The organism is Xanthomonas sp. NCPPB 1132, assembly GCF_056629235.1.
Genome location: NZ_CM152819.1, coordinates 3,721,911 through 3,747,176, shown reverse-complemented (window position 1 = coordinate 3,747,176; position 25,266 = coordinate 3,721,911). Strand labels below are relative to the sequence as shown.

The 25,266-nt window shown below is 70.4% G+C and carries 18 protein-coding genes; 9 read left to right on the top strand and 9 right to left on the bottom strand.

The genetic code is table 11. The features are described 5' to 3' along the window. The first annotated feature begins 83 nt into the window (after positions 1-83). Positions 84-1,469, top strand: coding sequence for a DNA repair protein RadA (gene radA, locus AC1G9L_RS15960; RefSeq protein ID WP_019800893.1), 1,386 nt, complete (start codon positions 84-86; stop codon positions 1,467-1,469). Positions 1,470-1,611: 142 nt separating this feature from the next. On the opposite strand, the gene AC1G9L_RS15955 is transcribed toward radA, so the two are convergent. From AC1G9L_RS15955 to AC1G9L_RS15925, 7 genes are all read right to left on the bottom strand, one after another. Beyond that, positions 1,612-2,037, bottom strand: a complete 426-nt coding sequence (locus tag AC1G9L_RS15955) for a hypothetical protein (RefSeq protein ID WP_481069486.1) — start codon at positions 2,035-2,037, stop codon at positions 1,612-1,614. A gap of 438 nt (positions 2,038-2,475) precedes the next feature. Next, on the bottom strand, positions 2,476-3,780 hold the full coding sequence (locus AC1G9L_RS15950; RefSeq protein WP_019800895.1) for a jacalin-like lectin: 1,305 nt from the start codon (positions 3,778-3,780) through the stop codon (positions 2,476-2,478). A gap of 110 nt (positions 3,781-3,890) precedes the next feature. Next, positions 3,891-5,192 carry a histidine-type phosphatase gene (locus tag AC1G9L_RS15945; protein ID WP_481069485.1) on the bottom strand — a complete coding sequence of 434 codons (1,302 nt, stop codon included), beginning with the start codon at positions 5,190-5,192 and terminating at the stop codon, positions 3,891-3,893. A gap of 127 nt (positions 5,193-5,319) precedes the next feature. Next, complete coding sequence (locus tag AC1G9L_RS15940; RefSeq protein WP_019800850.1) at positions 5,320-8,217, bottom strand: TonB-dependent receptor; 2,898 nt, start codon at positions 8,215-8,217, stop codon at positions 5,320-5,322. A 272-nt stretch (positions 8,218-8,489) separates the two neighbouring features. Next, entirely contained in the window at positions 8,490-9,488 is a 999-nt protein-coding gene (locus AC1G9L_RS15935; protein WP_481071166.1) for a FecR family protein, read from the bottom strand. Between the two features lie 65 nt (positions 9,489-9,553). Continuing rightward, on the bottom strand, positions 9,554-10,078 hold the full coding sequence (locus tag AC1G9L_RS15930) for an RNA polymerase sigma factor (RefSeq protein WP_209029497.1): 525 nt from the start codon (positions 10,076-10,078) through the stop codon (positions 9,554-9,556). A 321-nt stretch (positions 10,079-10,399) separates the two neighbouring features. Beyond that, positions 10,400-12,124: a dihydroxy-acid dehydratase gene (locus tag AC1G9L_RS15925; protein ID WP_019800946.1), complete on the bottom strand. Its 1,725-nt coding sequence runs from the start codon at positions 12,122-12,124 to the stop codon at positions 10,400-10,402. A gap of 174 nt (positions 12,125-12,298) precedes the next feature. On the opposite strand from AC1G9L_RS15925, the gene AC1G9L_RS15920 reads away from it, so the two are divergent. Continuing rightward, complete coding sequence (locus AC1G9L_RS15920; RefSeq protein ID WP_481069484.1) at positions 12,299-13,096, top strand: SDR family NAD(P)-dependent oxidoreductase; 798 nt, start codon at positions 12,299-12,301, stop codon at positions 13,094-13,096. Positions 13,097-13,276: 180 nt separating this feature from the next. On the opposite strand, the gene AC1G9L_RS15915 is transcribed toward AC1G9L_RS15920, so the two are convergent. Beyond that, on the bottom strand, positions 13,277-14,248 hold the full coding sequence (locus tag AC1G9L_RS15915) for a LysR family transcriptional regulator (RefSeq protein WP_481069483.1): 972 nt from the start codon (positions 14,246-14,248) through the stop codon (positions 13,277-13,279). 152 nt (positions 14,249-14,400) lie between these two features. Between AC1G9L_RS15915 and araD1 the strand changes: the two genes are divergently transcribed. From araD1 to yjfF, 6 genes are all read left to right on the top strand, one after another. Next, complete coding sequence (gene araD1 / locus AC1G9L_RS15910; RefSeq protein ID WP_481069482.1) at positions 14,401-15,408, top strand: AraD1 family protein; 1,008 nt, start codon at positions 14,401-14,403, stop codon at positions 15,406-15,408. An 18-nt stretch (positions 15,409-15,426) separates the two neighbouring features. After that, a complete protein-coding gene (locus AC1G9L_RS15905; RefSeq protein ID WP_019802347.1) occupies positions 15,427-16,866 on the top strand; it encodes an aldehyde dehydrogenase family protein in 1,440 nt (479 codons plus the stop codon). Between the two features lie 97 nt (positions 16,867-16,963). Beyond that, positions 16,964-17,953, top strand: coding sequence for an ABC transporter substrate-binding protein (locus tag AC1G9L_RS15900; protein ID WP_481069481.1), 990 nt, complete (start codon positions 16,964-16,966; stop codon positions 17,951-17,953). A 10-nt stretch (positions 17,954-17,963) separates the two neighbouring features. Next, the gene (locus AC1G9L_RS15895; RefSeq protein WP_295932823.1) at positions 17,964-19,475 is read left to right on the top strand and encodes a sugar ABC transporter ATP-binding protein; all 1,512 of its coding nucleotides are present in this window, start codon (positions 17,964-17,966) and stop codon (positions 19,473-19,475) included. Continuing rightward, the gene (locus AC1G9L_RS15890) at positions 19,472-20,527 is read left to right on the top strand and encodes an ABC transporter permease subunit (protein ID WP_019800933.1); all 1,056 of its coding nucleotides are present in this window, start codon (positions 19,472-19,474) and stop codon (positions 20,525-20,527) included. The genes AC1G9L_RS15895 and AC1G9L_RS15890 overlap by 4 nt, the downstream gene beginning before the upstream one ends. Further along, on the top strand, positions 20,524-21,549 hold the full coding sequence (gene yjfF, locus AC1G9L_RS15885; RefSeq protein WP_019800934.1) for a galactofuranose ABC transporter, permease protein YjfF: 1,026 nt from the start codon (positions 20,524-20,526) through the stop codon (positions 21,547-21,549). The genes AC1G9L_RS15890 and yjfF overlap by 4 nt, the downstream gene beginning before the upstream one ends. Before the next feature lie 66 nt (positions 21,550-21,615). Here yjfF and AC1G9L_RS15880 read toward each other — a convergent pair whose 3' ends face one another. After that, positions 21,616-24,594 carry a cellulosome protein gene (locus tag AC1G9L_RS15880; RefSeq protein ID WP_481069480.1) on the bottom strand — a complete coding sequence of 993 codons (2,979 nt, stop codon included), beginning with the start codon at positions 24,592-24,594 and terminating at the stop codon, positions 21,616-21,618. Here AC1G9L_RS15880 and AC1G9L_RS15875 point away from each other — a divergent pair. Next, the gene (locus tag AC1G9L_RS15875) at positions 24,593-25,213 is read left to right on the top strand and encodes a glutathione S-transferase family protein (protein WP_481069479.1); all 621 of its coding nucleotides are present in this window, start codon (positions 24,593-24,595) and stop codon (positions 25,211-25,213) included. The two genes, AC1G9L_RS15880 and AC1G9L_RS15875, sit on opposite strands and share 2 nt — an antisense overlap. Positions 25,214-25,266 lie beyond the last annotated feature (53 nt).

Genomic DNA, 25,266 nt, shown 5'->3' with positions numbered 1-25,266 from the left:
GGACGAGCGTGGGGCACCTCCGTCGCGGACCTTGAGACCGCCAGCCACTATGCTGATGCATTGTCTGAGCGGACCAGAACCAGATGGCGAAAGCGAAAACGGCCTATGTCTGCGGCGAGTGCGGCGCCGAGTACAGCAAGTGGCAAGGCCAGTGCGTCGAATGCGGCGCCTGGAACACGCTGAGCGAGATCGTGCTGGAGAGCGCGGCCACGGCCAAGGCGCCGGCCGCGGCGCGCCGCAGCGGCTGGGCCGGCAAGGCCGAGACGCCGAAGATCACCGCGCTCAAGGACGTGGAGCATCGCGACCAGGCGCGCGTGTCCACCGGCATCGGCGAGTTCGACCGGGTGCTGGGCGGCGGCCTGGTGGAAGGCGCGGTGGTGCTGATCGGCGGCGACCCCGGCATCGGCAAGTCGACCCTGCTGCTGCAGGCGCTGGCGAAGATGGCCGGCACCCTGCCGGTGCTGTACGTGACCGGCGAGGAATCGCTGGGCCAGGTCGCCGGCCGCGCGGTGCGCCTGGACCTGCCGCTGGACGGCCTCAACGCGCTGGCCGAAACCGGCATCGAGCACATCCTGCAGCACGCCAGCGCGGCGCGGCCCAAGCTGATCGTCGCCGACTCGGTGCAGACCCTGTGGACCGAGGCGTTGACCGCCGCGCCCGGCTCGGTCAGCCAGGTGCGCGAGAGCGCGGCACGGCTGGTGCGCTATGCCAAGGAGACCGGCACCGCGGTGTTCCTGGTCGGCCACGTCACCAAGGAGGGCGGCATCGCCGGCCCGCGCGTGCTCGAACACATGGTCGATGCGGTGCTGTACTTCGAGGGCGAGAGCGGCAGCCGCTTCCGCCTGCTGCGCGCGTTCAAGAACCGCTTCGGCGCGGTCAACGAACTGGGCGTGTTCGCGATGGGCGAGAAGGGGCTGAAGGAAGTCTCCAACCCGTCGGCGATCTTCCTCTCCGGCGGCAGCGCGCACCAGCCCGGCAGTTGCGTGATGGTCACCCGCGAGGGCACGCGGCCGCTGATGGTGGAAGTGCAGGCGCTGGTCGACGCCTCGCCGCTGTCCAATCCGCGGCGCGTGGCGGTGGGCCTGGAGCAGAACCGGCTGGCGATGCTGCTGGCGGTGCTGCATCGCCATGGCGGCATCGTGGTCGGCGACCAGGACGTGTTCGTCAACGTGGTCGGCGGCATCCGCGTGCAGGAGACCGCGGCCGACCTGCCGGTGCTGCTGGCGGTGCTGTCGTCGCTGCGCGACCGGCCGCTGGCGGAGAAGACCATCGCCTTCGGTGAGGTCGGCCTGTCCGGCGAGATCCGCCCGGTGCCCAACGGCGAGGACCGGCTGCGCGAAGCCGCCACGCACGGCTTCAAGCGCGCCATCGTGCCCAAGGCCAATGCGCCCAAGACCGGTACGGTGAAGGGCATGGAAGTGATCGCGGTGGAGCGTTTGTCGCAGGCGTTGGAGGCGGCGAGCGAGTGAGTGCGGCGTGCCGCGCGGGCCGTCCTCCTGCAGGGCGGCACGTATTTCGCGGTCCCTGCAGGAGCGGATCATCCGCGACCGGCACAGTCGTGTCGCGGCTGACGCCGCTCCTGCAGCGCTCCACCGCCTTGTCAGGCACGCTTCATCGGCAGTGCACGTCGGACAATGCAACTCTGATATCGCCCTTGTAGTCGACATAGCCCATCGATCGCACGCATTTGTTCTCTCCGTCGATGCGCACGGGGCCTGCCTCATAGGCATAGGTGCCGTCGTCGCGATCCCACCACGGATCCCATTGCCACACGCCGCAGGTGTCCTTGTTCGGCTTGCAGACATACACCTCCACACTGGTGGTCAGCGGTTTGCCCCATGTCGGGCCTGCGTGGGAAAACACCGCGCAGTTCTTGCCGTTGGCGCTGTTGTAGTACATCTGCAGTTCGCCGACCTTTTCGCCGCCGATGCGCACCGGCTTGTAGTCGATCAGGGTGCCGCCGCACGCATCGGCGCGTGCCTTGCCGGCATGGCCAAGGGCGAACAAGGCAAGCAGTGCAAGAGCGAGATAACGCATAGAGACCTCCATCCATTGGGTGGCATGTAGTCCAGCGTCACGTGTCCCTGGCGGATCGGCGGATCGGCATTGCCTTGCGCAATGCGGGACATGCAGGACCACGTTGCATACGCCCGATCCTGCCGCCGAGGCTAGCGCGATCCGCAACGGAGTGCGTGAAAGCGGCGGAAGCTCGGTTGTGCTGCGAGCGCTGCGGTGCAGCATCGCGCGTTGCGCGTTCGAGAAAATCGCAGCATGGCCGGGCATCGCACAGGTCGCGTGGAGTGGTGGCCTGATGCAACTGCTGGATTGGTCCGCTACCGTGGTAGCGGCACGGAGGGCTGCGTCATGCCACTGAGCGCCTGGCACTTACCGGCCTGTGACGCCGGGACGACGGCGGCGTTGCAGACGCCGCCGCCGTGTCGATCCCGATTTTCGTGCGACGGCTGGGTGCGCCGCTCAATCCTTGCGGTAGACCACGCCGAGCTTGTCGATCTCGTCGCCGTCGCGGCCGGTGAAGCCGGCGATGTGCCAGCCGCTGGGTGCGGTGAGCGTGTAGGTCTCGGCGGTCGGCGTGCCGGCGCTGAGGCTGCGGCCCTGGTTGGTGCGCAGGCTCAGCGAGAACAGCCGGGTGTGGCCGTTGTACTGGCCCACGCTCAGCGTGGCCGAGGTCAGTCGTTCGTTGGCCGCCAGGTGCAGCGTGACCGGATCGCCGCCACTGCCGCCGTGGGCCAGGGTGCTGCCGTTGTCCAGGCCCAGCGCGATGCCGTCCAGGCGCTCGGCGCCACGCAGGGTCACGCTGGCGATGGTGCGCTGCTCGGCGCCCTTGGCGATGTCGTTGAACGGCGTGCCGTGCGGACCGCCGAACTGGTCGCTGGTGCGCACGGTGGTGCCGACCGCCCAACCGAACTGCGCGGCCAGCGGGTAGTGGTCGGACAGCGGCTTGCCGGCGCTGTCGTAGAAGTTGCCGTCGTCGAGCTTGTAGCGGTTGGCGACCAGGGTCAGTTGCGGCGCGTCGCGGTACAGGATCTTGTCCACCACCTCGCAGTCGTTGGTCGGCGGGGTGCCGCACAGCAGCGGCGCGGCGCCGGCCGCCGGGGCGCTGCCCTTGACCAGTTCCACCCAGGCATCGGTCAGGCCGTTGCCGGCGATCAGCGTGCGGATGTTGTCGTCGATGCGGGTGTAGCGGGTGTTGGAGTCCATCATCACCAGCACCGCGTTGCCGGCCGACCAGGTCTGGATGAACTGCGAGAGCTGGCTGATGTTGGCGCGCCGCGCGGCCAGGTCCGCGCTCTCGGTGCCGGCGTTCGGGTGCGCGTTGTACACGTCGAGCAGCACGCCGTCGTCCAGGCGCACGCGCATGTAGCTGAAGCCCTTGGGGGTGAGGCAGTCGGTGCCGTTGCACTTGTCCCACTTGATGCGGGTGAAGTCGTCGAAGCGGTAGTTGCTCAGCGTGTTGAGGCCGTCGCCGATCGCCGCGCCGCCGCTGGTGGGCGTGCGGTAGGGGTGCTGGTCGCCCGCGTACAGCGTGGCGTGGTAGTTGAAGTCTTCCTGCACGTTGATCAGGCCGTAGGGCGCCAGCTTCGGTGCGATCTGGGCGGTGTTGGCGGCCGGGTTGCTGCTGGAAATGCCCTGCGGCAGGCCGGCGACGTTGTAGGTGAGTACGTCGAGCACGCCGACGTCCGATTGCGCGTGGACCACGCCGGCGCAGGCCAGGCTCAATCCGATACCGTAGCTCACGAGGGTGCGTAGATGCTGGATCATGAATCGCCTCTTGCGGGTTGGGAGGAACAGCGGGTGGCGCGAGCGCCAGGGGGCGGTGCCGGAAGGCACCGATGCCGCCGCGCGACCGGCAGGGGCCGGCGCACGTGGCGTCATGGGGTCAGGAACTGCGGATCGAGCGTGGCCTCGACCGCCGCGGCGAAGGCCGACAGCGGGCAGTCGTAGGCGGCATCGGCGCGGCTGCACTGCGGGATGAACACGGGCGACTCCAGCGGCGGCGCCTGCACCGTCAGGGCGCGGCGTTCGCGCAGCTGCGCCAGGCTCTGCGCGGTGTAGCGCAGGCGGATCACGCGTTCGCCGTCGGCGCGGCGCCAGCGCTCGAACACCAGCGCGCCGCCGGGCACGGTCTGGTCGGGCTGGTAACCGGGCAGTTGCCAGTGCAGGTCGAGCATGCCGGCCAGCAGGGTCAGGGTGCCGTCGTGGCCGGACAGCACCACCAGCCGCGCCGCGCCGCCGATCGGTGTGGCGTGCGTGGTCTGGCCGCTGCCCTCCAGCAGCGTGGCCAGCAGCCGCGCCGCCAGCGGCGAGGCGGCCATGCGCGCCACCGCCGGCGCGCGCAGGCGCAGGGCGAACTCGGCCTGGTGCGGGGCGAAGGCGCGCAACAGGCTGGCCTCGTCGACGCCGTGCCAGCCGAGCGCGGCGAAGTCCTGGCCGTCGGCCCAGGCCATCAGCAGGCTTTCGCTGAGGCCGGAGGCGGCCGCGGCCGGGCCTTCGATGCCGGGGATCGCATCCTCGGCGTCGCCCAGTCGCGCCGGCACCGCATCCAGGCGCAGCTTGCCGCTGCCGGCGTCGGCCGGGCAGGGCCGTTGCGCGCACTGCAGCAGCAGTTGCTGCAGGCTGTCGATGGCATCCGCCTGGGCCGCGTTCCAGGCCTGCGCGTCGCCGCCGATGCGGCCGGCGATGGCCGCACGCATCCGTGCCACTACGGCGGGGTCGCGCAACGCGGGTGCGCCGTCGAACAGCGGGTCGGAGGTACCGTCGGCGACGCTGTGCACCGGGTTGGCGCAGCCCGGGGTCAGCGTGCTGGCCAGCGCCTGCGCCGAGGCGAGGGTGCGCTGGGTGCGGTTGGCCCAGTAATACGCGGCCGCGCAACCGTCGCCGGCGAACAGCCCCAGCGGTGCATAGCGCGCGCGGTAGTAGGCGCCGAACAGCTGTTCTAGCGCCGCGCCGTTCGCGGTGAGATAGCCGGCCGGCACCGCGAAGCGCGGCCACGGGTGCGCCGAATAGCGCTCCAGTTGCTCCGCGCTGGACATCGCCGCACGCACGCCGTGGCGTTTGAGGATGACGACTTTTTCCAGCGTTTCTGTCGCGGCCGGTTGCGCGTGTGCCGCGGCGCAGCCCAGCGGCATCAGGGCGAACAGGACGAGGGTGGCGAGGCGCGGCAGTGATGGCATCGGCAAGCTCCAGGCAGAGGCGGTGCGCCGCGCGGCGGTGTGCGGCGCACGGTGCGGTGGCGGGCACCCGCGGTCATGCAGGCCGCGGGCGCCGGCTGGCTGCCGCGCGTGGCGGCAGCGCGGCAGATCAGAACCGTGCGCGAAGGCCTACCGACCAGGTGCGGCCGTAGTCGGTGTAGCCGCCGAACAGGCGGTCGCCGACGTACTGGCGCTGCACCGCACCGGTGAGATTGATCGCGTTGACGAACACCGACAGGGTGTCGTTGACCTTCCAGGCCACGTTCGCGTCGAGGCTGCCGAACTGGTCGCTGTTGAGCGTGGCGACGTTGGCGGTGCCGACCGCGTTGACGATGTCGTCGCTCCAGCTGTAGCTCACCCGCGCCATCAGCGGCCCCTTCTCGTAGAACAGCACCGCGTTGTAGGTGTTCTTGGCCACGCCTTCGAGGCTGTCGGTGAAGGTGCGGCTGCCGTCGCGGTAGGTGGCCTCGCTGTCGGTCCAGGTGTAGTTGAGCTGCATGCCGAGTCCGTCCAGCGGCGCCGGCAGGCCGGCGAAGACCTGCTGGTAGGCCACTTCCACACCCTTGACGCTGGCCTGGCTGCCGTTGGTCTTGGACGAGAGCAGGTAGGTCTGGCCCTGGTACTGCAGGTTCGACATCTGGGTCTGGATGAAGCTGGAGATGTCCTTGTAGAACACGCCGCCGGTCAGCGCCGAGGTGCCGTCGATGTACCACTCGAAGGTCAGGTCGTACTGCCAGGCCTCGAACGGGCGCAGCGACGGGTTGCCGCCGCTGGCGGTGAGAATCTCGCCGCTGGAATTGAAGGTGAGCTTGGACGACAGGTCGGTGAGGTCGGGGCGGGTGATGACCTTGGCCGCGGAGCTGCGCAGCACCATGTCGTCGCGCACGTCCCAGGCGGCGTTGAACGAGGGCAGCGCGTTGCTGTAGCTGCGGGCGAAGTGCACCGGTTGCGCGCTGCCGTTGACGTCGGCATGGCCGTCGGTGGTCTGCTCGGTGCGCACCAGGCGCACGCCAAGGTTGCCGCGCAGCTCGCGGCCGGCCAGTTCGCTGCCGAAGTCGGCCATCGCATAGGCCGAGCCGATCTTCTCCTGTACCTCGTAGGAGTTCTGCAGGTCGGCGCTGTTGGGCGTGTTGACCAGGTCCACGGCGGTCGGCCAGGTACCGAAGAAGCGCGATTCGATCGGCGCCAGCCAGTGTCGCGGCAGGTTGCCGTTGGCGTCGGCGAGCATGTCGTCCACCGGCAGCGCGGTGAAGTTGCCGGCCGGGAAGCGCACGCCGGCGATGCTGGTCAGCAGCAGGTCGGCGCGATCGTAAGTGCGCGAGCGCTGCCGGTACTTGGCGCCGACCTTGAGGTCGCGGAAGAAGCCGTCGCCGAGCGCGCGCTTGGCGTCGAACTGCAGTGCGTCCTCCTTGTCGCGCGCGTCGATCTCGCGCCACTCCAGGCGCCGGCCGGCCACGCTGGCCGGGTTGGTCGGATCGAAGCCGTTGGTGAAGCGCCAGTCGGGTACGTTGTCGCCATCGGCCTGCGGCATGTCCACGCGCATCGACAGATTGGTGCCGCTGCGCAGGCGCGTGCGCCGGATCGGATCGGAATCGTAGCTGTGCGCCTGTGAGTGGAACGCCACCGCGCCGAGCGTCCACGCATCGCCGCTCCAGGTGCTGGACAGGCGCGCGCTGCGGTTGTCGTCGGTGATGCCGGAGGTCTCGCGCGAGATCTGCACCTGGCCGTTGCGGTAGTCGAAGCCGGCGATGCCGTCGTGCGCCACGCGCAGGTTGCTGAGCTTGGCCAGGCTGTCGAAGCCTACGCCCAGGCTGTACTCGTCGTAGTGCACGGTCTGCTTGGCGTACAGCAGGTCCAGGTTGGTTTCCCAGGCCGCGCTCGGCTTCCACTGCAGCGAGGCGGCGATGCCGGTGCGCTCGCGCTGCTCCAGTTCCAGCGTCGGGCGCAGGCCGGTGGGCACGTAGTGGGCGCCGGGCACGCCCGGTACGCCGTCGCGGTAGTAGTCCCAGCTCACTTCGTTGACCCGGTCCTGGCGCAGGCTGCGCTGCGCATAGGCGCCGGACAGCAACACGCCGAAGGTGCCCTCGGCGTTGACCCAGTTGAACAGTCCGGACACGCGCGGATCGTTGGCGTGGGTGCGCTGCGCCTGGCTCGATTCCAGCGACACGTTGGTCAGGGGTTTGCCCAGTTCCAGCGGGCGAAAGGTGCGCACGTTGACGATGCCGCCGATCGCGCCTTCGTCCAGGTCGGCGGTGGGGCTCTTGATCACCTCCAGGCCGGCGACCAGTTCCGCCGGCAGGGTGTCGTAGCGGAACTGGCGGCCGGTCTGGCCGGAGGTGCGCACGTTCTCGTTGACCGCCATGGTCTGGCCGTTGAGCGTGGTCACCTGGAAGTTGGGGCCGAGGCCGCGCACGCGCACGTACACGCCTTCGCCGCGGTCGCGCACGATCGACACGCCGGGCACGCGCTGCAGCGCTTCGGCGACATTCTGTGCCGGCAGCTTGCCGATGTCCTCGGCGGCGATCACGTCGACCACGCTGTCGGCGTAGCGCTTCTCGCGCAGTGCGGCGCTGAGGCTGCCGGCGTAGCTGCCGAGCACCTGGATGCCGTCCAGTTGCTTGACCGGTGCGTCCGCGGTCGCTGTCGGTACCGGTGTTGGTGCGGCGGTCAGCGCGGCCGGCGCGGTGCTGGCGGTCTCGGCCGGCGCGCTCGCGGCCTCGATGGTCACCGTGGTCGGGGTCAGGAAGCGATAGCGCAGCCCGGTGCCGTCGAGCAGTTGCTGCAGCGCCTGTTCCGGCGCCGCGCCAGCGCGGCTGCCATGCGTCTGCGGATTGCCGGTGCTGCCGGCGGCATAGACGAACTGCAGGCCGGTCTGCCGCGACAGCGCATTGAGCGCGCGCGCCAGCGGCTGCGCGGGAATCGCATCGACCGCGACGGGCGCGGTCTGCGCGCCGGCGGTGCCGGCATGCAGGGCGAGAGCGATGGAAAGGAACAGGGTGCGGCGCATCGTCGGGTCCTGTGAGAGCGGGGGTGGTGGTGCGCGCGGCATCGCCCTCGGGCGTTTGCCTGCGCTGTCCCCGGACTACGAGGCGCGACGGCGAAGATCGGGCACCGTTTTTCGATGAATTTTCTGTGACATGTGCAGGGCGTGCTGGCGTCGCGTGCGCGCACGGATGCGCGTGCACGATGCGTGTGACGTGTTGATGGCACGCGACGGCGTACCGACCCTGAGCTGCACGACGCGTGCGTCGCGCATCGCGTGCGACGCGCTTGGCCCGGCTACTGCAGGCGCGCCGACGAGGGCGCGCGGCTGCGCACGTGGATGCCGTCGGTGCTGGTGCGCACCTGCAATGTCGGCTGCGCATCGAGGAACGCACGCAGCGCGGCGACGTCGTCGCCACGCAGGTTGCCGGTCAGCCGCATCGCCCCGGCGTCGGCATCGTCGATCAGCAGGCTGGTGCGGTTGAGCCGGTTGAAATCCTCGGCGACGTTGGCCAGCGGTTCGTCGCGGAACACGATGCGGTGTTGCCACCACGCGTGCATGGCGGCGACATCCTCGTTGCCCAGTTCGACCCGGCCGTCGGCGGTGTCGATGCGTGCGCTCTGGCCGGCACCGAGATCGGCCAGCATCGGCTGCTGCGGCCGATCCTCGCGCCACACCTGCACGCGCCCGGACGACACCTCGATGCGCGCCTGGTCTGGGTGCAGGGCGATGTCGAAGGTGGTGCCGATGTCCTGCACGCGCAGGCCGCCGGCCTGCACCTGCAGCGGGCGGCGGTCGACGGCGACGACGAAGCTGGCCTGGCCCTTCAGCAACTGCAGCGTGCGCCTCCACGGGGTCAGCGTGGCGCGCACCTGGGTCTGCGCATTGAGTCGCACCACGCTGCCGTCGGCCAGCTGCACGCTGCGCTGTTCGCCGAGCGCGGTGCGGTAGGTCTGGGTGCGCGGCCAGGCCCAGCCGACCAGCACCGCCATCGCGCAGACCGCGGCGGCCGCGGCCAGGCGCCAGCGCGAGGCGGCATGGACGCGCGGCGCGCGCGCCGGTGCCGCCGCTGGCACGCGCCGGGGCAAGGGCAGGGCGATCACGTTGCCGCTCGCGGCACCATCGGCGGCGGCGTCGCTGGCGAGCAAGGCGTCCACGTTCAGGTCCATGCCGCGCAGCGCCTCGCCGAGGTCGCCGGCCACGCGCTGCATCGCCAGATACTCGCGCAGGTGCTGCGGCGAGGCGGTCAGCCAGTCCAGCAACTGCTGTTCCTGTTGCGCATCCAGCGGCTGCATGCGCTGCAAGGCATGCCAGTGCGCGGCATCGGCGATGGCGCTGCGCGAAGAGAATGCGCTGTCGTTCACCAGCGGTCTCCGCTGTCGGCCAGCGCGCGTCGGCAGGCCGACAGGCCGCGCACCACGTGTTTCTTGACCATGTGCGGCGACACGCCCATGCGTTCGGCGATCTGCTTGTAGCTCAGCCCGTCGCGGTACTGCATCACCAGCACCGCACGGGTGCGCGCGGGCAGGTCGGCGAGCAGGGCCTGCAACTGTTGCTGGCGCTGCCGCCGGTGTGCGCTGTCTTCCACGTCGTCTCCCGCCGCCAGCAATTGCGAGAACTGCTCCATCTCGTCGATGCGCAGCGGCGCCTGGCGGCGACGCGCGGCCTGTTCGCGCGCCAGGTTCTGCGCGACGGTGTACAGATAGGCTTCGGGATTGGCGATGGCCTCGCCCTGCTGCCGATGCGCGCGCAGCAGCCGCAGATAGGTCTCCTGCACCATGTCCTCGGCGTCCTCGCGTGCGCCGCGGCGCACGAAGAAGCCGCGCAGCACCGGGCCGTGTTCGGCGAACATGCGCGCCCATGTGCGTTTGGGGTGAGCCGCCACCGCGCCTGCCTTGTCCCTGGGGTGCCGGGCAGGCTAGAAGCTGCAGATGACGGTTCGGTGACGTGGGGGGCGATGCGCGGGGAACACGGCGGTGTTCGCCACTTCCTGTGGAGCCGACTGTTATGCGGTGGCGACGCGCGACGTGGTGCGCTTTCTGGTGGCGTAATGCGTCGGGACTGAAGTCCCTCCCACAGTGCACACGGCGGGCTTGCCGCAAGCTCCTGTAGGAGCGGCTTCAGCCGCGATGGGCTCTACCGAGAACGCCTGTCGCGGCTGAAGCCGCTCCTACGAAAGCATGGTGGATGCATCTGGCCGCGTCCGCTAATGCGAATCGCGCGCCACCGCGTCGCCGCTGCCGCCGACCAGGAAGTCCAGGTCCGCGCCCAGGTGCGCCTGCTGCACGTGCTCCACGTAGAGCTTGCTCCAGCCGCGCGTCGGCGCCGGTGGCGGGGTCCATTCGCTGCGCCGGCGCAGCAGTTCCTCGTCGCTGACCTCCAGGTGCAACGCGCGGCCGGGGACGTCGAGTTCGATGATGTCGCCGTCGCGCACCAGCGCCAGGGTGCCGCCGGCGGCGGCCTCCGGCGAGGCGTGCAGCACCACGGTGCCGTAGGCGGTGCCGCTCATGCGCGCGTCGGAAATGCGCACCATGTCGGTGACGCCGGCGCGCAGCAGCTTCGGCGGCAACGGCATGTTGCCGACCTCGGCCATGCCCGGGTAGCCGCGCGGGCCGCAATGCTTGAGCACCATGATGCAGTCGGCGTCGATGTCCAGCGCCTCGTCGTCGATGCGCGCCTTGAAGTCCTCGATGCTCTCGAACACCACCGCGCGCCCGCGGTGCCGCAGCAGGTGCGGCGAGGCGGCCGACGGCTTGATCACCGCGCCGTCCGGCGCCAGGTTGCCGCGCAGCACGGCGATGCCGGCCTCCGCGCGCACCGGCGCGTCCAGCGGGTGGATCACCTCGCGGTTCCAGCACGGCGCCTGCGCCACGTTCTCGCCCAGGGTGCGGCCGTTGACGGTGCGCGCGCCCAGCGCCAGTTCGCTGCCGAGTTCGCGCATCACCGCCGGCAGCCCGCCGGCATAGTAGAAGTCTTCCATCAGGTACTGGCCGGACGGTTTGAGATTGACCAGGCACGGCAGCCGCGAGCCCAGCCGGTCCCAGTCGTCCAGTTGCAGCGGCACGCCCACGCGGCCGGCCAGGGCGAGCAGGTGCAGCACCGCGTTGGTGGAGCCGCCGATCGCCGCATTGACCTTGATCGCGTTGGCGAAGGCGTCGGCGCTGAGGATCTGCGACATGCGCAGATCCTCTTCCACCATCTGCACGATGCGCCGCCCGCTGAGCCGCGCCAGCCGCGCGCGGCGCGCGTCCACCGCCGGGATCGCCGCGTTCTCCGGCAGCGACATGCCCAGCGCCTCGACCATGCTGGCCATGGTCGAGGCGGTGCCCATGGTCATGCAGCTGCCCTTGGAGCGCTGCATGCACGCCTCGGCCTCGACGAAATCGTCCTGGCTCAGGGTGCCGGCGCGCACCATCTCCGACATCTCGATCACGCCGGTGCCCGAGCCCAGCGCTTGCCCGCGCCAGTTGCCCGACAGCGACGGCCCGCCGGACACGCCGATGGTCGGCAGGTCCACGCTGGCCGCGCCCATCAGCAAGGACGGGGTGGTCTTGTCGCAGCCCATCAGCAGCACGACGCCATCCAGCGGATTGGCGCGGATCGATTCCTCCACGTCCATGCTGGCGAGGTTGCGGAACAGCATCGCGGTGGGGCGCATCTGCGTCTCGCCCAGCGACATCACCGGGAACTCCAGCGGGAACCCGCCGGCCTCGTACACGCCGCGTTTGACGTGTTCGGCCAGTTCGCGCAGGTGGCCATTGCACGGGGTCAGTTCCGACCAGGTGTTGCAGATGCCGATCACCGGGCGGCCATCGAACATGTCGTGCGGATGGCCGGCGCTCTTGAGCCAGCTGCGGTAGTAGAAGCCCTGCTTGCCTTCGCGCCCGAACCACGCCTGGCTGCGGCGCGGCGGTTTGCTGGGTGAGCCCATGTCGGCGGATTCCTCGAGTCCAGGACGCCGGGATCCGCCTTGTGCGCAAGCCGCCCCCGGATGCTTTACGCCGGGGATGCTAGCGGGCATATTGATACGTGAAAAATAGCAAATATCTCCGAATGGATATTTGTTTTCATATATCGAAATCCTATCCACCTAGAGCGAAACGGCATGGACAACTCGGCAAGCGCAGCGCCTTCCTCCCTCGGCAACGCAACCTACGGCAGCCTGCACGGGCGCCGCGTCTTCATCACCGGCGGCGGCTCGGGCATCGGCGCCGCGCTGGTCGAGGCCTTCGCCGCGCAGGGCGCGCAGGTGGCCTTCGTCGACATCGCGGCCGAGGCCAGCGCCGCCCTGGCCGAGCGCCTGGCCGCGGCCGGCCTGACCGCGCCGTGGTGGCGTCGCTGCGACGTCACCGACGTGGCCGCGCTGCAGGCGGCGATCGGCGACGCGGCGGCCGAGCTGGGCGACTTCCACGTGCTGCTCAACAACGTCGGCAGCGACGACCGCCACGCGCTCGACGCGGTGACCCCGGAGTACTGGGAGCGCTGCGTGTCGATCAACCAGCGTGCGGCGTTCTTCGCCATCCAGGCGGTGGTGCCGGGCATGCAGCGGCTGGGCGGCGGTTCCATCGTCAACCTCGGCTCCACCGGCTGGCAGAGCAAGACCGGCGGCTACCCGGTGTACGCCACCGCCAAGTCCTCGGTGAACGGCCTGACCCGCGGCCTGGCCCGCGACCTGGGCGCGGCGCGGATCCGCATCAACGTGCTGACCCCGGGCTGGGTGATGACCGAACGCCAGGTCACCCTGTGGCTGGACGAGGCCGGCGAACGCGAACTGGCGCGCAACCAGTGCCTGCCGGACAAGGTGATGCCGGAAGACATCGCGCGCATGGCGCTGTTCCTGGCCTCGGACGAGGCGCGCGCGATCACCGCGCAGGAGTTCGTGGTGGACGGCGGCTGGACCTGAGTGGTGCGGGATCCGGGCATCGCGCGTCGCGGCTGAAGCCGCTCCTACGAGAAGCAGTACGCAGGTCGTAGAGGCATTGTGGGAGGGACTTCAGTCCCGACGCGATCGGCTGTCCCTGGCAGTGGCAGGTGCGTCACGCATTGCGCGTCGCGGCTGAAGCCGCTCCTACGGCAGACGCAATCAGTCGTCCGTCGACAGCGACGGTGCGGCGGTGCCGTAGACCGTGGTCGCCGCCTCCTGCAGCGCCTGCAGCACGATCCGCGCGCCCGGCGACAGCAGCCAGTCGCGGCGGGTGATCAGGCCGAAGGCGTCCATGCGGCAGGACAGCGCCACCGGCACGATCGCCACGCTGCCGTGGTCGGCGAAATGCCGGGCCACGTCCTCCGGCACCACCGCCAGCGCGTCGCCATGGCGCAGCAACTGCGGCAGCACCACCAGCGCCGAGGTCTCGATCACCCGCTTGGGCGCTTCCAGCCCGGCGTTCTGGAACATCAGTTCGAAGCGATGGCGCAGCACGCTGCCGTCCGGCGGCACGATCCACGGCGCCTCGGCCAGCACCGCCAGCGTCGGCAGCGGCCCCGCCAGCAGCGGATGGCCGGGGCGGGCGATGGCGCAGACCTTTTCCTCGGCCAGCGCCTGGTAGTGCAGGTGGCGCTTGTCGTGCCGCGCGAACAGCCGCGCCACCACGATGTCCAGCTTGTTCTGCGCCAGTTGCTCCAGCAGCACGTCGCTGCCGTCCACGCGCAGGCTCACCCGCAGCAGCGGATGCTGCGCGCCGACCTGGGCCAGCGCCGACGGCAGCAGGCTCATCGCCGGGCCGGCGATCGCGCCGACGCCGACGCTGCCGGCATAGCCGGCCTTCAGCGCCTCGATCTCGGCGCCGGCCTCGCCCAGGCTGGCCAGGGCGATGCGGGCGTGGCGGATCATCGCCTCGCCGTACCAGGTGGCGCGCATGCCGCGCGGCAGGCGCTCGAACAGCGGCACCGCCAGCATGTCCTCCAGGTCCTTGAGCAGCTTGGAGGCGGCCGGCTGCGACATGTTCAAGGTCTCGGCGGCACGGTGGATGTTGCCTTCCTCCTCGATCGCCAGCAGCAGCATCAATTGCCGGGTCTTCAGGCGGGCGCGGACGAACCAGGGCGGGGCAGCGGGCATGGCGCTCAGAGCGATATGAATGTTCGTATACGTTAAGCCAAAACCGATATTTGTTGCATATAGGTCGTCCGGCCAGAATAGGTCGGGCGCATCGCGCCGCGCGTGTCCCGCGTCGCCCGCTGCGCGTCCGCATCCCGACAGGCGACCGATGCATGCGATTGATCCAGTTGCTCGATGACGCAGGCAGCCCCGGCGTCGGCGTGGTGGAAGACGACGGCCGCCAGGTGCGGCTGCTGCGCGAGGTGGCGTCCACCTATGCGCTGGCCAACGCGGCGCTGGCCGCCGGCAATAGCCTGGAGGCGCAGGTGCAGCAGCTGCGCGGCGAGCGTGTGCTCGACTACGCCGCGCTGCTGGCCGCCGGCCGGGTGCTGTCGCCGCTGACCCATCCGGACCCGGCGCATTGCCGGGTCACCGGCACCGGCCTGACCCACCTGGGCAGCGCCGCCACCCGCGATGCCATGCACCAGAACCTGCAGCAACAGGCGGCGCAGGGCACGCTCACCGATTCGATGAAGATCTTCCAGCTCGGCGTGGACGGCGGCATCCCGCGCGATGGTCAGCCCGGCGCGCAGCCGGAGTGGTTCTACAAGGGCGACGGCAGCAGCCTGGTCGCGCCGGGTGCGCCGCTGCCGTCGCCGGATTTCGCCCTGGACGGCGGCGAGGAGCCGGAACTGGTCGGGCTGTACGTGATCGGCGTCGACGGCGTGCCGTACCGGCTCGGCTTCGCGCTGGGCAACGAGTTCTCCGACCACGTCACCGAGCGCCAGAACTACCTGTACCTGGCCCATTCCAAGCTGCGTGCCTGCGCGGTCGGCCCGGAGCTGCGCTGCGGCGCGTTGCCGCGCGACCTGCGCGGGCACAGCCGCATCCGCCGCGGCGATGCGGTGATCTGGGAGAAGCCCTTCGTCACCGGCGAGGCCAACATGTGCCATTCGCTGGCCAATCTCGAGTACCACCATTTCAAGTACGCCGCGCACCGCGTGCCCGGCGACGTGCACCTGCACTTCTTCGGCACCGCCACGCTGAGCTTCGCCGACGGCGTGCAGGCGCAGCCCGGCGACCGCTTCGAGATCGAACTGGCCGAGTTCGGCGCGGCGCTGGTCAATCCCTTGCAGCGCGTCGACAGCGGATTCGCCCTGGGCGGCGTGCGCGCGCTGTAGAACCGCACGGAGGTAGGCATGACCCGACGTTTCCAGAGCTACATCGACGGCCGCTGGGTGGCCGGCGACGACCTCGCCCCCGACGAGAATCCGTCCGACCTGTCGGCACCGGTCGGCGAAGCCGGCAGCCTCGACGCGGCCACGGTGCGCGAGGCGATCGCCGCCGCCAACGCGGCGCAGTCGGCGTGGGCCGCGAGCACCCCGCAGCAGCGCGCCGACGCGCTGGACGCGGTCGGCAGCGAGATCCTGGCGCGCAAGCAGGAACTGGGCGCGCTGCTGGCCTCGGAAGAGGGCAAGACCTTGCCGGAGAGCATCGGCGAGGCGGCGCGTGCCGGGCAGATCTTCAAGTTCTTCGCCGGCGAGGCGCTGCGCATTCCCGGCGAGACGCTGGCCTCCACCCGGCCCGGGGTCAACGTCGAGATCACCCGCGAGCCGGTCGGTACGGTCGGCATCATCGCGCCGTGGAATTTCCCGCTGGCGATCCCGGCGTGGAAGATCGCGCCGGCGCTGGCCTACGGCAACACGGTGGTGTTCAAGCCGGCGGAGATCGTGCCCGGCTGCGCCTGGGCGCTGGCCGAGATCCTCAGCCGCGCCGGCCTGCCCGACGGCGCGTTCAACCTGGTGCTCGGCAGCGGCCGCACGGTCGGCCAGGCGCTGGTCGGCGAGCGCGGCATCGATGCGCTGAGCTTCACCGGCTCGGTGCCCACCGGCAACCGGCTGCTGCGCCAGGCCGCCGAGCGCGGGCTGAAGATCCAACTGGAGATGGGCGGCAAGAATCCGCTGGTGGTGCTGGCCGATGCCGACCTGGACCTGGCGGCGGAGATCGCGGTCAACGGCGCCTACTTCTCCACCGGCCAGCGCTGCACCGCGTCGAGCCGGCTGATCGTCGAACGCGCAGTGCACGACGACTTCGTCGCACGTGTGCGCACGCGCCTGGCCGCGCTGAAGATCGGCCATGCGCTGGAGCCGGGCGTGGACATCGGGCCGGTCGCCAGCGCCAGCCAGTTCGAACAGGACCGCGACTACCTGCGCATCGCCCGCGAGGAAGGCGCCGAACTGCTCTACGGCGGCGAGGCGCTGGAGTGCGCGCACCGCGGCTACTACCTGCGCCCGGCGCTGGTGGCCGCGCAGCCGCAGCACCGCATCGCCCGCGAGGAGGTGTTCGGCCCGGTCGCCACGGTGCTGGTGGCCGACGACTACGAACACGCGCTGGCCCTGGCCAACGACACCGAATTCGGCCTGTGCGCCGGCATCGCCACGCGCTCGCTGAAGCACGCCACGCATTTCAAGCGGCACGCGCAGGCGGGCATGGTGATGGTCAACCTGCCCACCGCCGGCGTCGACCCGCATGTCCCGTTCGGCGGACGCAAGGCCTCCAGCTACGGCCCGCGCGAGCAGGGCCGGTATGCGGTGGAGTTCTACACCACGGTCAAGACGGCTTATACATCCGCACCATGAACTGATCGAATCAGCGCACGCCGGCCTGGGAGGGTGGGCGGCGCGTCGCGGCCTCCGGGCCCGTCCGCCGCCAGCGTGCCATCAACGAGGAGGGGCTATGCAGAAGCACACGTCGGGAATGCGGGCGCTGGGAATCGCGGCACTGCTGGGGATGGCGCTGGCCGCGTGTTCCGGCGGCAAGGACGCCGGCAAGGCGCACGGGCAACTCACCGTCGGTTTCAGCCAGGTCGGCGCCGAGAGCGAATGGCGCACCGCCAACACCGCTTCGATCAAGCAGGCCGTCGCCAATGCCGGCATGACGCTGAAGTTCTCCGATGCGCAGCAGAAGCAGGAGAACCAGATCAAGGCGCTGCGCTCGTTCATCGCCCAGCGCGTGGACGTGATCGCGTTTTCGCCGGTGGTGGAGTCGGGTTGGGAGACGGTGCTGCGCGAGGCCAAGGCCGCGAAGATCCCGGTGGTGCTGACCGACCGCGCGGTGAAGGTGTCCGACGACAGCCTGTACGTGACCCTGATCGGCTCGGATTTCGTCGAGGAAGGACGCAAGGCGGCGCGCTGGCTGGTCGAGCGCTCGCCGCTGAAGGATGGCGACAAGCCGGTGCGCATCGTCGAACTGCAGGGCACCGTCGGCTCGGCGCCGGCGATCGATCGCATGAAGGGCTTCAAGGAGATCCTGGCGGCGCATCCGCGCTTCCAGATCGTGCGCTCGCAAAGCGGCGACTTCACCCGCGCCAAGGGCAAGGAAGTGATGGAGGCGTTCCTGAAGTCGGAGGGGCGCAACATCGACGTGCTCTACGCGCACAACGACGACATGGCGATCGGGGCAATCCAGGCGATCGAGGAAGCCGGCCTGAAGCCGGGCAAGGACATCCTGGTGATCTCGGTGGACGGGGTGAAGGGCGCGTTCGAGGCGATGCAGGCCGGCAAGCTCAACGTCACCGTCGAATGCAATCCGCTGCTGGGCCCGCAACTGGTGCAGGCCATCCGCGACCTCAAGGCCGGCAAGCCGCTGCCCAAGCGCATCGTGGTGGAGGAGTCGGTGTACACCCAGGACCAGGCCGCGGCCGAACTGCCCAAGCGCAAGTACTGAGGCCGCGCGCATGCATCCGCTGGTGCTGGAGGCGCAGGGACTGAGCAAGGCCTACGCCGGCGTGGCCGCGCTGGAGGACGTGGCGCTGCGCCTGCGCGGCGGCGAGATCCACGCGTTGATGGGACAGAACGGCGCCGGCAAGTCGACCCTGATCAAGCTGCTCACCGGCGTGACCGCCGCCGACGCCGGGCGCATTGCGCTGGACGGCGCGGTGGTCGCGCCGGCATCGCCGCAGCAGGCGCAACGGCTCGGCATCAGCACCGTGTACCAGGAAGTGAATCTGTGCCCGAACCTGTCGGTGGCCGAGAACCTGTTCGCCGGCCGCTACCCGCTGCGCGGCTGGCTGCGGCGCATCGACTGGCGCCGGGTCGAGCGCGAGGCCGAGGCCGGTCTGCAGCGTCTGGGCATCGCCATCGACGTGCGGCGCGCGCTGGGCAGCTATCCGGTGGCGGTGCAGCAGATGGTGGCGATCGCGCGCGCGGTCGGCGTGTCGGCGCGGGTGCTGATCCTCGACGAACCCACCTCCAGCCTCGACGAAGGCGAGGTGGCCGAACTGTTCCGGGTGATGCGCGCGCTGCGCGACGGCGGCATGGCGATCCTGTTCGTCACCCACTTCCTGGACCAGGTGTACGCGGTGGCCGACCGCATCAGCGTGCTGCGCAACGGCCGCCTGGTCGGCGAATACACGCCGGCGGAATTGCCGGCGCCGCAACTGGTCGCGGCGATGGTCGGGCGCGCGCTCGACCCGGCCAGCGCCGCGGCCGCCGCGGTGCGCGCGGCCGCGCCCGAGGACGCTGCGCCGCTGCTGCAGGCGCAGGGTCTGGGCCGACGCGGCCAGTTGCAGCCGGTCGACCTGCAACTGCGCCAAGGCCAGGTGCTGGGCCTGGCCGGCCTGCTCGGCGCCGGCCGCACCGAACTGGCGCGGCTGCTGTTCGGGCTGGACCGTGCCGATCGCGGCCGCGTGGCGATCGACGGCCGCGACGTGGCGCTGCGCGGCCCGCCCGACGCGATCGCCCACGGCCTGGCGCTGTGCCCGGAAGAACGCAAGACCGAGGGCATCGTCGCCGAACTGTCGGTGCGCGAGAACATCGTGCTGGCGCTGCAGGCGCGCATGGGCCTGCGCCGGTTCCTGGCGCCGGCCGAGCAGCTGCGCATCGCGCAGGGCTACGTGGACGTGCTGGGCATCAAGACCGCCAGCCTGGAGACGCCGGTGGGGCTGCTGTCCGGCGGCAACCAGCAGAAGGTGGTGCTGGCGCGCTGGCTGGCGACGCGGCCGCGGCTGCTGATCCTGGACGAACCCACCCGCGGCATCGACATCGCCGCCAAGCAGGAGATCATGACCCGGATCCTGGCCCTGGCCCGCGAGGGTATGGCGGTGCTGTTCATCTCCGCCGAGGTCGCCGAGATCGCGCGCATCGCCGACCGCATCGCGGTGCTGCGCGAACGCCGCCTGGTCGGCGAACTGCCCGGCGGCTGCGGCGAACGCGCGATCTTCGAGCTGATCGCCGGGAGCGCAGCATGAGCGCCGCCGCCACACACGACGCCACCGTGGAGCGCTGGCCGGCACGGCTGCGCACGCACCCGCTGTTCTGGCCGCTGGCGACGCTGGCCGTGTTGCTGCTCGGCAACGGCCTGTTCGACCCGGGCTTCCTGAGCCTGCAATGGCGCGACGGCCACCTCTACGGCAACCTGGTCGACATCGGCAACCGCGCCGCGCCGCTGGCGCTGGTGGCGATGGGCATGACCCTGGTGATCGCGGTACGCGGCCTGGACATCTCGGTCGGCGCGGTGGTGGCGATCGCCGCGACGGTGGCGGCGTGGATGATCGGCAGCGGCGAACACAGCCGCTTCCCGCTGTGGGCGGTGCTGCTCGCACCGCTGCTGGTGGCGGCGCTGTGCGGGCTGTGGAACGGGTTGCTGGTGGTCAAGGTCGGCATGCAGCCGATCATCGCCACGCTGATCCTGATGGTGGCCGGGCGCGGCATCGCGCAGCTGATCGGCGACGGGCAGATCCTCACCATCTACTACCCGCCGTATTTCTACCTGGGCAACGGCTTCCTGCTCGGTCTGCCGTTCGCGCTGTTCGTGGTCGCGGCGGTGTTCGCGGCGTTGCAACTGCTGCTGGGGCGCACCGCGCTGGGGCTGTTCGTGCGCGCGATCGGCCACAACCCGCGCGCGGCGCGGGTGGCGGGCGTGCGTTCGCGGCTGATCGCGGTGCTGCTGTACGTGTTCTGCGCGTTCAGCGCCGGCCTGGCCGGGTTGCTGATCAGTTCCAACGTCAAGAGCGCCGACGCCAACAACGCCGGGCAATTGATGGAACTGGACGCGATCCTCGCGGTCACCCTCGGCGGCACGCTGCTCGATGGCGGCCGCTTCAGCCTGGCCGGCAGCGTGATCGGCGCGCTGATCATCCAGACCCTGACCGCGACCATCTACGCCTTCGGCGTGCCGGCGCAGGTGACCATGCTGATCAAGGCATTGCTGGTGTTCGCGGTGATGCTGCTGCAATCGCCGCGCTTCCGCGCCAACCTGCGTGGCTGGATCCGGCGGCCGCCGCCGCAGGTGCGGCCATGAGCGCGGCGGCTCCACGCCTGGTCGGGTCCGGCCTGCGCAAGGCGGCCGGCATGCTGCAGGGCGCGCGCCTGCCGCTGGCGATCACCGTGGCGCTGTTCGTGGCCATGCTCGCGGCCGGCGGGGTGCTCTACGACGGCTTCCTGGCGCCGCAGGTGCTGGCCAATCTGCTGATCGACAATGCCTTCCTGTGCATTGCCGCGGTGGGCATGAGCCTGGTGATCCTCAGTGGCGGCATCGACCTGTCGGTGGGCGCGGTGCTGGCGTTCACCACCGTGCTGTCGGCCTCGCTGGTCGAGCGCCATGGCTGGTCGCCGCTGGCGGCGATCCCGCTGGTGCTGCTGCTCGGCAGCGTCTTCGGTGCGTTCATGGGCCTGCTGATCCAGCGCTACCGCTTGCAGCCGTTCGTGGTGACCCTGGCCGGCATGTTCCTGGCGCGCGGCGCCAGTTACCTGATCAGCGTCGATTCGATCCCGATCACCGACCCGCTGTACACCGCGATCGCGCAGGCGCGGCTGCCGCTGGTCGGCGACGCGTCGCTGTCGGTCGGTGCGTTGATCGCGCTGGCGATGGTAGCGCTGGGCATGTGGCTGACCCAGTGCACCCGCTTCGGCCGCTGCGTGTACGCGCTTGGCGGCAGCGAGGCCTCGGCGCGGCTGATGGGCCTGCCGGTGGAGGCGACCCAGGTGCGTGTCTACGCCTTCAGTGGCTTCTGCTCGGCGCTGGCCGGGGTGGTGTGCACGTTCTACATGCTGTCCGGCTACAGCCTGCATGCGCAGGGCCTGGAGCTGGACGCCATCGCCGCGGTGGTGATCGGCGGCACCCTGCTCGCTGGCGGCAGCGGCTACGTGATCGGCACCCTGTTCGGCGTGCTGATCCTGGGCGCGATCCAGACCCTGATCGTGTTCGACGGCACGCTCAGTTCGTGGTGGACGCGCATCGTGATCGGCGGCCTGCTATTGCTGTTCTGCCTGCTGCAGCGGTTGCTGACCCGGCGCCTGCCGGCGGCGGATGCGGATGCCTGACCCAGGTCGCCGCGTGGCGCCAGCGCGCCCGCGCGTGCGCGCCTGCGTTGCCGGCGGCAGCACCCGCTAGCGGGGCGCCAACGTCGCGGTGTCGTCCTGCAGCGGGGTGGCCGCGATCCAGTCGATGTCCGGTGCGTACCGCGAGCGCAGCAGGATGTCGGGCGCCCGCTGCGAGATGTAGTGGACGCCGTCGGCGTCCGGCACCTCTTCGCCGGAGATCTGGATGCGATTGCGCCCGGTGTGCAGTTCGACCGGTACGCTCAGTTCCCACCAGTTGTTGCGGTGGAAGCTGTGCGGGAAGCTCGCCAGTAGCGGCGGCGCCCCGTTGACGCGGATGCGCCCGATGCGCGCCAGCGGATCGGGGTTGTAATGGCTCGCCTTCGACTGCTCGTCGTTGGCGTAGCGCAGGGTGAGCATGTACGAACCGGTGCGCGCGACCGCGACCGAGTCGAAGGTGAGCGTATTGCCGTTGCCGGGTGCGCCGCCGATCCCGGTGACCGCCTCGCCGCCGCTGGCGAGCGTGGCCTTGGTGCGCTGCGTGCTGCCGGCGAGCGTCGCCTGTTCGGCTTCGTAGTGCGGGCCGAGCACGGCGCCGGGGCCTACACGCAGGCGATCCAGCAGCGGGCGCTCGGCGCTGCCGCCGACCACGATCTTGTTGATCCCGCCCATCAGGAACACGCGCTGCGCAGGTGCCTGCAGCGGATGGCCGTTGACGGCGAGCGACAGCGCGCCAGGCGTGGCCAGATCCAGCGACAACGGCGTCAGGCCTGCCTGCGATGCATACACCCAGAAGGTGGCGGTGGCGCCGGCGGGCAGCGCCACCGCGCCGGCGCCGGAGACGTCGTCGCGGTCGTAGCGCGCCTGCGCGCCGCCCTCCAGTCTGGCGAGTTCGGCTTCGTAGACCTGCGTGTCGCTGGCGGGATCGGGCAAGGACAGACTGATGCGATCGATCAGTGCATTGCCGTGCGTATGCCGGCGCCGGTCCGCGCTCGCGCTGGCGATGCTAAGCACATGGCGGCCCGCGCGCAGTGCGATGCGCAGGTCGGCGTGGTCCCACACCACCGGCTTGTAGCCGAGCGGCAGCATCACCTCGCGTTCGCTGGCCGCGTCCCCGTCGATGCGCACGAAGACATTGGTCGGCCCGAGCGCGGCGACCAGCGGATCCTGGTTGAAGCTGTTGGCGAGGATGCGCAGATCGTACACGCCGTCCTGCGGCACCTCGATGGGGAAGTCCAGGCGCACGTCGCGCGCGGTGGCGAATCCGCCGACGGCATAGCGGCCGGAAGTGAAGAAGCGATCGAGCGCCTGTGGCGAGCCTTCCGGGCCGCGCCGTTCGTAGCCGCTGCCGTGGTGCGCGGCGTCCTCGGCTTCGTACTGCCGCCGCCAGCGCAGTGGCGGCGTTCCCGCGGGGCCGCCGTGCGTGCCGGGCATGACCACCAGGCTGTAGGCCGATTCGGCCGCCAGCGCTGGCAACGCGCCGTGGCCGAACTGCAGATCGATGCCGTCCGCGACGACCGGCACCTGCACGTCCGCGAGCAGGGGCGGCGCAGCGGCGTCGCCGAGCTGTCCGGTCCAGGGGATTTCGTGCACCACCACGCGGGCCTGCGCGCCGAAGCTGGCATGGGGAACGTGGGTCAAGGACAGCGTGGCGGGTCCACTGCCGCCGCCGAACAGGACCCGCGCCTGCGTCTGCTGCGGGTCGAACGCGGCCACGGCCTGCAGGCTGTCGTCCTGCCCGGGATGCGGTGGCGTGACCGCCACGGTGCGCATGCCGCGCATCGCGGCATAGGCGTTCAGCAGCCACCACTGGCCGTTGCCGCGATTGGCCTGGACGGCCGAGTCGCTCAGGTTGCCGTCGATGTTCCAGTACGCCAGATCGGCATCGACCTTCGCCGCTTCGATCGCTGCCGCCCACTGCACGATCTGCCCCGGCACTGACGTGTGGTAGTTGAACGCGTATTCGTCGATGTTGATCGGCAGGTGCCGGCCGGCCAGCGCGGTGCCGGCGAACAGTTCCTGCTCCCAGCCGCGGAAGCGGGCCACACTGCGCGTCAGCGACGCGGGATTGGTCAGTTCGTGCCAGGTGACCACGTCCGGCAGGGTGCCCGCGCGCAGCGCATGGTGCAGGAAACCCTTGTCCTGGTCGTACAGGATGCTGGTGTTGGGGCCGGCGATGCGCGCGTCCGGCAGGATGGCGCGGATGCGTCGCCATGCACGGTCCCACGCGTCGAAATAGGCGCTCGGGTCGCTGCGCCAATCTACGCCGTTGCAACTGTCCGGACCCGCCTGTCCGGGTGCGGCGGCCTTGGCGAACATGTTGCCTTCGGGCTCGTTGAACGGCACGAACACCACGTGTCGGCGGTACTGCGCGGGCAGCGCCTTGACCTGTTCGACCTGGCGCGCGATCTCGTCCAGATAGTGCGCCACCGACTGCGCGCAGTCGCCCTGCGTCCAGCGGTAGGGGAAACCGCGGTGGATGTCGGTCATGTAGATGTAGGTATCGCCCCCGGAGCCGCTAGCGATGGAACGGGTCACCTCCAGCGCATCGGCACCGGGATGCTGCAGCCCGTCCTGCGCCTTGGTCGCCACACTGCGCAGGCCGATGCCCTCGACCAGGTTCGGGGACGGCAGGCGCGCGTCGTAGAGGCCGTAGAGACTGCCGGACGCGCCGCCGTGGAACGGGCCGGTGTCCTGCTCCAGGTCGACGGTGAGGCGATCGGCGGCGATCGCGGTGCCGGCGCAGGTGACCAGGCAGGAAGCCAGCAACCGCGAGATGGGGGAACGAGCGAATGCACGCATGGGCGAGAGGTAGGCAGTGGCGCGGTAGGTCTGGCGGGGCGCAGAACAGCGCAGGCCGGGCCTTGGCGGCAGGATAGGGCAGCCGTCCGGCGCCGACCAATCACGTAAATCGGCCGCGCGATACGCAAACTGGAATGGTGCGCTGCGCACGCCGCCGATCGCGATGGCGCGGCGGCGCATGCCGCGTTGGGCGCTGGCGCAGCGTGCCGGCGTAGAATCCGGCAACCGCAAGCGGAGTGCCGACATGCTGACCATCTGGGGCCGCCACAACTCGAGCAACGTCCGCAAGGTGCTGTGGTGCGCCGAGGAGATCGGCCTGGCCTACACGTCCATCGAGGTTGGCGGCGCCTTCGGCGGCAACGACGCACCGGCCTATCGCGCGCTCAATCCCAATGGCCTGGTGCCGGCGATCGAGGACGATGGCCTGGCGCTGTGGGAATCCAACGCCATCGTGCGCTACCTGGCCGCGCGCTACGCGCCTGGCACGCTGTACCCGCAGGATCCGGTGCTGCGCGCGCACGGCGACAAGTGGATGGACTGGACCACCTCGCGCTTCGCCGGTGCCTTCCGCGACCTGTTCTGGGGCGTGCTGCGCACCGCGCCCGAACAGCGCGATGCGGCCAGGATCGCCGCCGCGCTGGAACAATCGGCCGCGTTGCTGCGCACCGCCGACGCCGCGCTGGCGCAGCAGCCGTGGCTGTCGGGCGAGCACTTCGCGATGGGCGACATTCCGCTGGGCAGTTTCGCCTACGCCTGGTTCGAGATGCCGATCGAACGCCCGGCGCTCCCGCACCTGCATGCCTGGTACCAGCGCCTGCAGCAACGCCCGGCCTACCGCAAGGGCGTGATGACGGCGCTGACCTGAGTGCGGCGCGCACGGCCAGCGCGTCGTCGCGGCGGCGGCGGCCATGCGCGTGC

What these genes read in the sequence shown, in the direction of transcription:
- radA (WP_019800893.1), top strand. Translation starts at nt 84, where the DNA reads ATGGCGAAAGCGAAAACGGCCTATGTCTGCGGCGAGTGCGGCGCCGAG.
- AC1G9L_RS15955 (WP_481069486.1), bottom strand. Translation starts at nt 2,037, where the DNA reads ATGCGTTATCTCGCTCTTGCACTGCTTGCCTTGTTCGCCCTTGGCCAT.
- AC1G9L_RS15950 (WP_019800895.1), bottom strand. Translation starts at nt 3,780, where the DNA reads ATGATCCAGCATCTACGCACCCTCGTGAGCTACGGTATCGGATTGAGC.
- AC1G9L_RS15945 (WP_481069485.1), bottom strand. Translation starts at nt 5,192, where the DNA reads ATGCCATCACTGCCGCGCCTCGCCACCCTCGTCCTGTTCGCCCTGATG.
- AC1G9L_RS15940 (WP_019800850.1), bottom strand. Translation starts at nt 8,217, where the DNA reads ATGCGCCGCACCCTGTTCCTTTCCATCGCTCTCGCCCTGCATGCCGGC.
- AC1G9L_RS15935 (WP_481071166.1), bottom strand. Translation starts at nt 9,488, where the DNA reads ATGCAGCCGCTGGATGCGCAACAGGAACAGCAGTTGCTGGACTGGCTG.
- AC1G9L_RS15925 (WP_019800946.1), bottom strand. Translation starts at nt 12,124, where the DNA reads ATGGGCTCACCCAGCAAACCGCCGCGCCGCAGCCAGGCGTGGTTCGGG.
- AC1G9L_RS15920 (WP_481069484.1), top strand. Translation starts at nt 12,299, where the DNA reads ATGGACAACTCGGCAAGCGCAGCGCCTTCCTCCCTCGGCAACGCAACC.
- AC1G9L_RS15915 (WP_481069483.1), bottom strand. Translation starts at nt 14,248, where the DNA reads ATGCCCGCTGCCCCGCCCTGGTTCGTCCGCGCCCGCCTGAAGACCCGG.
- araD1 (WP_481069482.1), top strand. Translation starts at nt 14,401, where the DNA reads ATGCGATTGATCCAGTTGCTCGATGACGCAGGCAGCCCCGGCGTCGGC.
- AC1G9L_RS15905 (WP_019802347.1), top strand. Translation starts at nt 15,427, where the DNA reads ATGACCCGACGTTTCCAGAGCTACATCGACGGCCGCTGGGTGGCCGGC.
- AC1G9L_RS15900 (WP_481069481.1), top strand. Translation starts at nt 16,964, where the DNA reads ATGCAGAAGCACACGTCGGGAATGCGGGCGCTGGGAATCGCGGCACTG.
- AC1G9L_RS15895 (WP_295932823.1), top strand. Translation starts at nt 17,964, where the DNA reads ATGCATCCGCTGGTGCTGGAGGCGCAGGGACTGAGCAAGGCCTACGCC.
- AC1G9L_RS15890 (WP_019800933.1), top strand. Translation starts at nt 19,472, where the DNA reads ATGAGCGCCGCCGCCACACACGACGCCACCGTGGAGCGCTGGCCGGCA.
- yjfF (WP_019800934.1), top strand. Translation starts at nt 20,524, where the DNA reads ATGAGCGCGGCGGCTCCACGCCTGGTCGGGTCCGGCCTGCGCAAGGCG.
- AC1G9L_RS15875 (WP_481069479.1), top strand. Translation starts at nt 24,593, where the DNA reads ATGCTGACCATCTGGGGCCGCCACAACTCGAGCAACGTCCGCAAGGTG.
- AC1G9L_RS15880 (WP_481069480.1), bottom strand. Translation starts at nt 24,594, where the DNA reads ATGTCGGCACTCCGCTTGCGGTTGCCGGATTCTACGCCGGCACGCTGC.